1 protein-coding gene is annotated in these 495 nt (G+C 60.6%); it reads left to right on the forward strand.

Annotation, left to right across the window (positions count from 1 at the left end; genetic code table 11):
- A partial coding sequence (locus ACM43_RS09545) for a DUF4082 domain-containing protein (protein WP_271539844.1) occupies positions 1–495 on the forward strand: 495 nt, incomplete at both ends.

The raw sequence follows: 495 nt of genomic DNA on the forward strand, positions 1-495 counted from the left end.
CCAACGTCCAGCAATGTTGGCACCCTCAGCATCAAGACCTCGGTCACCGATCTCGGCGGCCTGTCAGCCAGCGAGACGTTCAATCTCACGGTGACGACAACGCCCTCAACCGTGAGCCTGTTCTCGAGCTCGGACACGCCGGCCATCCTGTCGGATTCCGATGCGTCGCAAGTCAATCTTGGCGTGAGATTCACGTCCTCCGTGGCCGGCACGATCACTGGCGTCAAGTACTACAAGAGTGCAAACGATCCCGGAACTCATACGGGCTCGTTGTGGAGCAGTACCGGCACGCTGCTGGCGAGCGCGACGTTCACCAACGAGGGCAGCAGTGGCTGGCAGACCGTCACATTCAACAATCCCGTGTCCATCTCGGCTGGCACGACCTACGTGGCGAGCTTTCACAGCAATGGCCATTATGCGTCCACCACCAACTACTTTACCACCGCGCGCACCAGCGGTCCGCTCACGGCTCCTGCGAGCATCAACGGCGTCTAC

This window comes from Bradyrhizobium sp. CCBAU 45321 (assembly GCF_028128975.1).
Lineage (GTDB): Bacteria > Pseudomonadota > Alphaproteobacteria > Rhizobiales > Xanthobacteraceae > Bradyrhizobium > Bradyrhizobium yuanmingense.